This window comes from Exiguobacterium sp. s127 (assembly GCF_018618695.1).
Lineage (GTDB): Bacteria > Bacillota > Bacilli > Exiguobacteriales > Exiguobacteriaceae > Exiguobacterium_A > Exiguobacterium_A oxidotolerans.
The window spans coordinates 121401-128662 of the sequence record NZ_JACSMO010000009.1 but is presented as its reverse complement, the minus strand read 5'-3'; the positions used below and the strand labels follow the sequence as shown (position 1 = coordinate 128662).

7 protein-coding genes are annotated in these 7262 nt (G+C 53.5%); 3 read left to right on the top strand and 4 right to left on the bottom strand.

The features are described from left to right. A partial coding sequence (locus KNP98_RS16270) for an LPXTG cell wall anchor domain-containing protein (RefSeq protein WP_214770648.1) occupies positions 1–93 on the top strand: 93 nt, incomplete at its 5' end. Between the two features lie 90 nt (positions 94–183). Next, a complete protein-coding gene (locus KNP98_RS12315; RefSeq protein ID WP_214811560.1) occupies positions 184–1116 on the top strand; it encodes a class F sortase in 933 nt (310 codons plus the stop codon). Between the two features lie 44 nt (positions 1117–1160). Here KNP98_RS12315 and KNP98_RS12310 read toward each other — a convergent pair whose 3' ends face one another. From KNP98_RS12310 to KNP98_RS12295, 4 genes are read right to left on the bottom strand one after another with little or no spacing between them, the layout of a single operon-like run. After that, positions 1161–1751, bottom strand: coding sequence for a hypothetical protein (locus tag KNP98_RS12310; RefSeq protein WP_088837947.1), 591 nt, complete (start codon positions 1749–1751; stop codon positions 1161–1163). A 14-nt stretch (positions 1752–1765) separates the two neighbouring features. Then, positions 1766–2830 (bottom strand): YheC/YheD family protein, encoded by a 1065-nt coding sequence (locus KNP98_RS12305; RefSeq protein ID WP_088837948.1) that lies wholly within the window; start codon positions 2828–2830, stop codon positions 1766–1768. 12 nt (positions 2831–2842) lie between these two features. Next, positions 2843–3436: a class D sortase gene (locus KNP98_RS12300; RefSeq protein ID WP_214811557.1), complete on the bottom strand. Its 594-nt coding sequence runs from the start codon at positions 3434–3436 to the stop codon at positions 2843–2845. Next, the gene (locus tag KNP98_RS12295) at positions 3433–5079 is read right to left on the bottom strand and encodes a hypothetical protein (protein ID WP_214802871.1); all 1647 of its coding nucleotides are present in this window, start codon (positions 5077–5079) and stop codon (positions 3433–3435) included. Before KNP98_RS12295 ends, KNP98_RS12300 begins: the two co-directional genes overlap by 4 nt. Positions 5080–5414: 335 nt before the next feature. Here KNP98_RS12295 and KNP98_RS12290 point away from each other — a divergent pair, with 335 nt between their 5' ends. Then, a complete protein-coding gene (locus KNP98_RS12290) occupies positions 5415–7235 on the top strand; it encodes a hypothetical protein (protein WP_214811554.1) in 1821 nt (606 codons plus the stop codon). Positions 7236–7262 lie beyond the last annotated feature (27 nt).

The following is a 7262-nucleotide window of genomic DNA, read 5'->3' as shown; positions in this document are numbered from 1 at the left end:
AGCAACAACGCAACAACAGGTGCACTCGCACTCTTCGGTCTTGCACTCGGTGCAGCTGGAATCGTCGTGGCACGCAAACGTCAAAACGCATAAGAAATCGGGTATACTAAAAAGGATAGCGCCCTCGGCACTATCCTTTTTCTTACATAGAGAGGTCTTCCTCTCGGAAAGGAGTGACGTGTTTTGAAAAAATGGTTATTCCCGATCAGTATCGTCCTGATGCTCGCTTCAGTCGGCACACTGATTTTCTTATTATTCGGAAACACGAACGACACAGAAACGAACATCACGCAAGGTACGGCTGATTCACAATCCGCGACTTCTTCCGAGACAAAGGAGGATCCACTCAAACCATCTGAAATCTTCAAAAAAGAATTTAAGACCCTCTCGACCAATGAAGTCGAACTTCCGAAGACGTTGACGATCGACGCCCTCGACGTCAAAACGAACATCGAACAGGTCGGTCTCGATAAAAAAGGAGCGATGGGGACTCCGAAAAATGAACAACAAGTCGGGTGGTATAAATTTGGACCACGACCAGGGGACGTCGGAAATGCCGTCATCGACGGGCATACGGATACGAAAACCGGTCCTGCCGTCTTCTACAAGCTGCATGAACTAAAAAAAGGTGACGCCATTAAAATCAAAGATGAGTCTGGACGCCTGCTCGTCTTCCGCGTCAAGAAACTCGTCGAGTACGACCATCTCGATGCCCCACTCGAAAAAATCTTCGGTGCTGCCGATACCCGTAACTTGAACTTAATTACGTGTATCGGTACGTACGACCAAAATGCAGGGACGTATGACAACCGTCTCGTCGTGTTCACCGAGCTTGATGAGAAAGCATCCGATCCCGTCAACACACCACCAAAACCAGCAACCAACGTCCGCATCAGCGGTGGCTTCGTGAACTGGTATGCTTCAAAAGACGATGAAGTCGTGACGTATAACATCTATCAAGAACAAGATGGAAAACGGAAAAAACTCGGTTCAACGGAATCGATTGAACGGAAAGCGTTCCCGCTTCCGGAAGATGCGACAGGTCGCTTCATCATTACGGCCGTCAATAAAGCAGGCATCGAGTCACCAGAAGCGTTTAGTGTCACGCAAAAATAAACACAACAAAAAGATCTTACGTTCAATTCGAGCGTAAGATCTTTTTAGTCTGCCCTTTCGTCCAGGGAAATCCGTAATTGTTTATCCCCGGACGCCGTCTCATAAAATACATGGAGCCGCCCCGGTCTGATTTTCGTTTCCGTCGTCGGAATGAAGACAATTCCGATTCGTTCTTCCCCACTCTGATACGTTCCATTTAATGCATTAAACTGATCGGCGATCGTCACGATACGCCCATCTGTTTCGTATTCTCCGAGCTTCGGGGCGATCTCAATCGAATCGGCGGATTGATTTTTGATTTTGACGGTAATCGCGAGCAGACGATTCGCCTCACCACCGACCTGTAGGACTTTTTCTTTTTGAACGTTTACAAGCAAGAGCGGTGTTTGACGGGTCGCGTCCATCCGCTTGACGGCAAGCGTCTTGAGCGAGAGTCCGGCCATCTCGTAACTGACGCCAATCCGGTCTTCCCGATCAAATTGTTTTAGCTGGGCTTCCGTGAGACGCAGGCTCGTCCGGTCCGTCTGCGGCTTCGGTTCGTCCGCCTCGAAAAAACCGAGCAACGGGACCATGAATTTCGCAAGGATGATGACGACTAGCGCCGCCGTCATCAAATAAAACAAGAACGTCTTCACACGTCACCTCTTCTCTAAGCGCGCACCCGCTGTTTCATCCAGCCCGCCTTCAATCCATTGCTGGCGGTGTACGGTTGCTTCGCTAAAAAATCACAGTACTGAATCGCTAAATATTCTGCCTGGAATTCAACGTAACGCGTCCCCGGCAGACTGTTTACTTCATACAGATAAATCTTCCCGTCCGCTCCAATCCCGACATCGATGCCGAGCGCATCGAGCGGGTAATCATAAAACGACTCGAAATATGCCGGGAAGCGACGGGCGAACAACACAATCTGCCGGGAAATTTCTTCGTGTTGCTCCGGATAGTTTTGCTTCATGAAGATATCCATCCGCGTCGTCGAAAAGGCACCGTGACTCAAGTGACTAACGGACTCTTGCTTGTTGTTACTGACGAAAGGAAAGAACTTGACGAGCTTCCACGTTCCATTCGCCCCTTTTGCGACATGGATCCGCATACAATAGGAATGTCCGTGGATGGTTTCCGAAGCGATGAACGGTTGGACAATCATCGGGTTCCGTTGAATCTCTTCTTCGATACGGTCGATCAATTGTCCTGTCGAACAGGTGTTACTTTGTAAAAGATAATCGAACGTATACTGATCCGGGCCGACCTGTTCAATCGTATAAATCCGTTGCCCTTGCTTGCCGTTAGCCGGTTTGAAAATAATTTTCCCGTACCGTTCCAGTAGAGCGATCAAATCCTTCCCGGCACGAATCCGGTGCATCGGAATCAAATATTGTTTGAACGTTCCGTCAGCCGCAAGTTTTTTCAGGACGACGTTTTTGTTGCCGATCCGGTGTGTCGTAAACGGAATCTCGTCGGCCAAGCGCGAAAAGATGTCTTTTTGCTCGTCCGTCAACGGCAGGTGATTGTAGACGACATCCGGAAATTCGCACAAGCCGTTATGCCAGCGGTCATCCAAAAAGTGCATCCCCCGAATCATCCGCTTCTCAAAGTCGATATCCTGCGGCCGGAAGAAAAACGCTTCAATCCCCATCGATGCTGCGACGACACAGGCGATTTTATCACGAAATTGTGGTTTATCGTTCAAGCGTAATATGCCGATTCTTGTCATGTCCGTCTCCCCCTACTCAATCGGTTCTAAGAAAATCAAATAGCGTTCCGTACTGTTCGCAATGTTATAAAACGGGTAACAGGTCGAGATGACGAGCGACTCCGTTCCTGTCGCTGCCAAGACGCGTGTATCTTCATCGTCGACGATTTCACTCGACCGCACGACATAGCGGTATGATCCATCCGCCAAATAGAGTTCGACCTCATCACCCGGTTCGAGCTCACTGATTTTTGAAAACGTCGTATCGTTATGCCCGGCGATGAAGATTCGGTCACCCTGTCCAGGAAAAGCCGTGTCCGGGTGGTGCCCGACTCCTTTCGCAAGCGTTTTGTCCGTTACCCCTTCGAGGAGCGGTAATTCCATGTCGAGCGATTTAATGCTTAAGAAACCAAGCGTCTCGCCTTCTTTAAACGTGACCGGCACCGCCTCCGTGTCCGTTGCCTCTGGTTCAGCCGTCTTCTTCTGTTCCTCCGCCTCCACGACAACGGCTTTCGCCTTTTCCAGTTCGGTGGACAACGTTCGATCAATCGTGAATTTCTGATATCCGACGTAACCTAACAGGAGAACACCGATGATGAGCAAGAGTGTCGAGACGTGTCGTCTCATCCTTTTACGACCTCCTCCTGACGGATTTGTTCGAGTGCACGACAGTACCCGGAGATATTATGCTCGACATCATCAATCCGGACGCGGAAGGAGTGGTGACGGATGTAGAAACTACCGAGTATGCGCTCCGGTACTTTCATATACATCGCGACTTCCGGGTAGTAAAAACCAGTCAATTGATACTGCATCCGGCGTTCAATCGTCGCTTCGAGCCAGTCGAGCGGAAACGTCGTCAATAAGTCCGTCTGCCCGTCCGCTTGCATCCGGCCGATCATCTCGCGGGCCGCCAGCATCAACTCAAGAAACGTCGGATACGTCGTCTCGCGGTGATGAATGAAATCAAGCTTTTGTTCGACATTTTGAAGTCCGAACCGATAGTACCGTTCATCCGGGACATACTTCGTCAGTTCATTGACGCTGTAGCTGAGCCAGTGGTCATGTTGCTTCCAGTAATCGTGCGCGATAAAGTAGTCGAACGCTTGCGTCACACTCGTCAACCACTGTTCTTGTCGATCGAGCTCGTATAGACGAAGCAGCGCAAACGTCGCTTCACCTTCGTAATAGATAATCCGAAACGCCTCTTTCAGTGCAAGCGACGGATACGATAACACATGGTTGAAGTTGCCTGCCGGCTGCTGCAACCCTACAATTCCGTTCGCAAGGGCGCGGCACAGCGCGAGTTCGCGACGCGACTTGAACGTCGTCATGTATTTCGTCAACGCTAAGATCGCCGCGGCATTGGCGCCGAGCTTAATTTCCGCATCCTGCTCCCAATCGACGACATAGGCCGATTCGTTCGGTTGAACGATCAAGTGCTCGATGAGATAGTTTTTCGCGCGATCGATTGCGTGTTGAAGTGTCACGTCCGGTCGGACTGCATACGCTTCAATCATCGAGTAAAGTGTACTCGCATGCCGTAAGCTGTTGTAAAATTGAATCGTTTTGTCAAAACATGAAAAGTAACCATATATGAAGCGGCCATCCGCCTGAACTTGGCGAGCTAAGTAGTCACTCGCTTGCGTGACGACCGTTTTGATTTCAAAGGGAGTGGTGCGTGGAGAGGCTCTGATTTTTTCCACTGTCCCTGTCGTTTCGATGACGATCGGCTCCTCTTCACTGAAGACGCTCGTCGTCTCAAACAAGATACAGCTCGTTTCATCCGTAAAGATGAAGCGGGGTATTTTTCGACGCTGCTGTTCAACATATCGTGTCATGTTCTTCAAATTCACCCGGAGTTCCGGCGTGTCCTTGTCCGGCGTCAACATCGCATTCCCATTTAGTTCTTCTTCTAAAAAAGCACACGTGAAGCGAGCATCAAAAGCGATGCCTCTTCGAAAATAATTCTTACGTGTTGCACGAAGTTGATCGTTTAATTCTGCGAATGAACAAAAATGAAAATTCTTTGCAACATCTACTTTAATCCAGTCGTAGTCGACGGGATGTTCAAGTAAGAAGTTTTTGATTTTTTGAAAGATACTCGCCATTCGTTTCCCACGAAATGTATGGACCCGTGCACGGCGTTTCTTCGTCCCGACTGATAGAAAAACGGTGAGGCGTTGATTTAAAAAGTAAGTTGCCTGATCTTCTTTCATTAGCGCGAAAACTCGTTCTTCGATTCGTTCTATCCGGTTCATCAATTCCATCCGAAGTCACCCCTTCAAAAATAATGAAAATTGCAGCAGAGAGTTTCCCCTCCGCTACAATGACTGTTATTTAATCGGTCTGCTTATTGCTGGGGACGGCGACGGAATAGTTTTGCAAACAATCCGGTTACTACCGCCAACATACCCATCATTGAAACAAGGAAAAGATTTTCTGATGTGTTCGGAAGCTTACTTGCAATCGGTCGGGTTACCGGTTTCGAAAGTACAGACGCTTTTTTCTGTACAACCCCTAAGTTCGACGGCATCGTCGGTTTACTGATCACTCCCGTATTGATTGGACGGGTTGGTTTGTTTGTTGGTGCTGGAACAACAACATGGTCTTGATCTTTATCCCCGTCTTTATCAGCATCGGTGTCGGCATCCGCATCCGCGTCGGCGTCGGCATCGGCGTCAGCATCGGCATCCGCATCCGCATCGGCATCCGCATCCGCGTCGGCGTCAGCATCCGCATCGGCGTCGGCGTCCGCATCCGCATCGGCATCCGCATCCGCATCGGCGTCGGCATCCGCATCGGCATCCGCATCGGCATCGGCATCCGCATCGGCATCGGCATCCGCATCGGCATCGGCGTCCGCATCCGCATCCGCATCCGCATCCGCATCCGCGTCAGCATCGGCATCCGCATCAGCATCCGCATCCGCGTCGGCGTCAGCGTCGGCGTCAGCATCCGCGTCGGCGTCAGCATCAGCATCCGCATCTGCATCGGCGTCGGCGTCAGCATCGGCGTCAGCATCCGCGTCGGCATCCGCATCGGCATCCGCATCGGCGTCAGCATCCGCATCGGCATCCGCATCCGCGTCGGCGTCCGCATCGGCATCCGCATCGGCGTCGGCATCCGCATCAGCGTCGGCATCCGCATCGGCGTCAGCATCGGCATCCGCGTCAGCATCGGCATCCGCATCGGCATCCGCATCGGCATCGGCGTCAGCATCCGCGTCGGCATCCGCATCCGCGTCCGCATCGGCGTCGGCATCAGCGTCAGCGTCGGCATCCGCATCGGCGTCGGCGTCAGCATCCGCGTCGGCGTCAGCATCCGCGTCGGCGTCCGCATCGGCATCAGCATCCGCATCGGCATCAGCATCCGCATCGGCGTCAGCGTCGGCATCCGCGTCGGCGTCGGCATCGGCATCAGCATCCGCATCGGCATCAGCGTCGGCATCGGCGTCCGCATCGGCATCCGCGTCGGCGTCAGCATCGGCGTCAGCATCCGCATCGGCGTCAGCGTCAGCATCAGCATCAGCGTCGGCATCAGCATCAGCGTCGGCATCAGCATCGGCGTCAGCGTCGGCATCCGCATCGGCGTCAGCATCCGCATCCGCATCGGCATCGGCATCCGCGTCGGCGTCGGCATCGGCATCCGCATCCGCATCGGCATCCGCGTCGGCATCGGCGTCCGCATCGGCATCGGCATCCGCATCAGCATCCGCGTCGGCGTCGGCGTCGGCATCCGCATCGGCGTCAGCGTCAGCATCCGCATCGGCGTCGGCATCCGCGTCGGCGTCCGCATCCGCATCGGCATCCGCATCGGCATCGGCATCCGCATCGGCGTCAGCATCGGCATCCGCATCGGCATCAGCATCGGCATCCGCATCAGCGTCCGCATCCGCATCCGCATCCGCATCCGCATCGGCGTCCGCATCCGCGTCCGCATCCGCATCCGCATCCGCATCCGCATCCGCATCCGCATCGGCGTCCGCATCCGCGTCCGCATCCGCATCCGCATCCGCATCCGCATCCGCGTCGGCATCAGCGTCAGCATCGGCGTCGGCGTCAGCATCAGCGTCGGCGTCGGCATCCGCATCCGCATCCGCATCGGCATCAGCATCCGCGTCAGCATCAGCATCAGCGTCGGCGTCGGCATCCGCATCCGCATCGGCATCGGCGTCGGCATCCGCATCCGCATCGGCGTCAGCATCGGCATCCGCATCCGCATCGGCGTCAGCATCGGCATCCGCATCGGCATCAGCATCGGCATCCGCATCAGCGTCCGCATCAGCGTCCGCATCAGCGTCAGCATCCGCATCGGCGTCAGCATCCGCATCGGCGTCAGCATCCGCATCGGCGTCAGCATCCGCATCGGCGTCAGCGTCCGCATCGCCTTCTTCATCAAACACAATCGTCGTTTGACCATCTAAATCACTTAATAACTCAGCATCAATCAC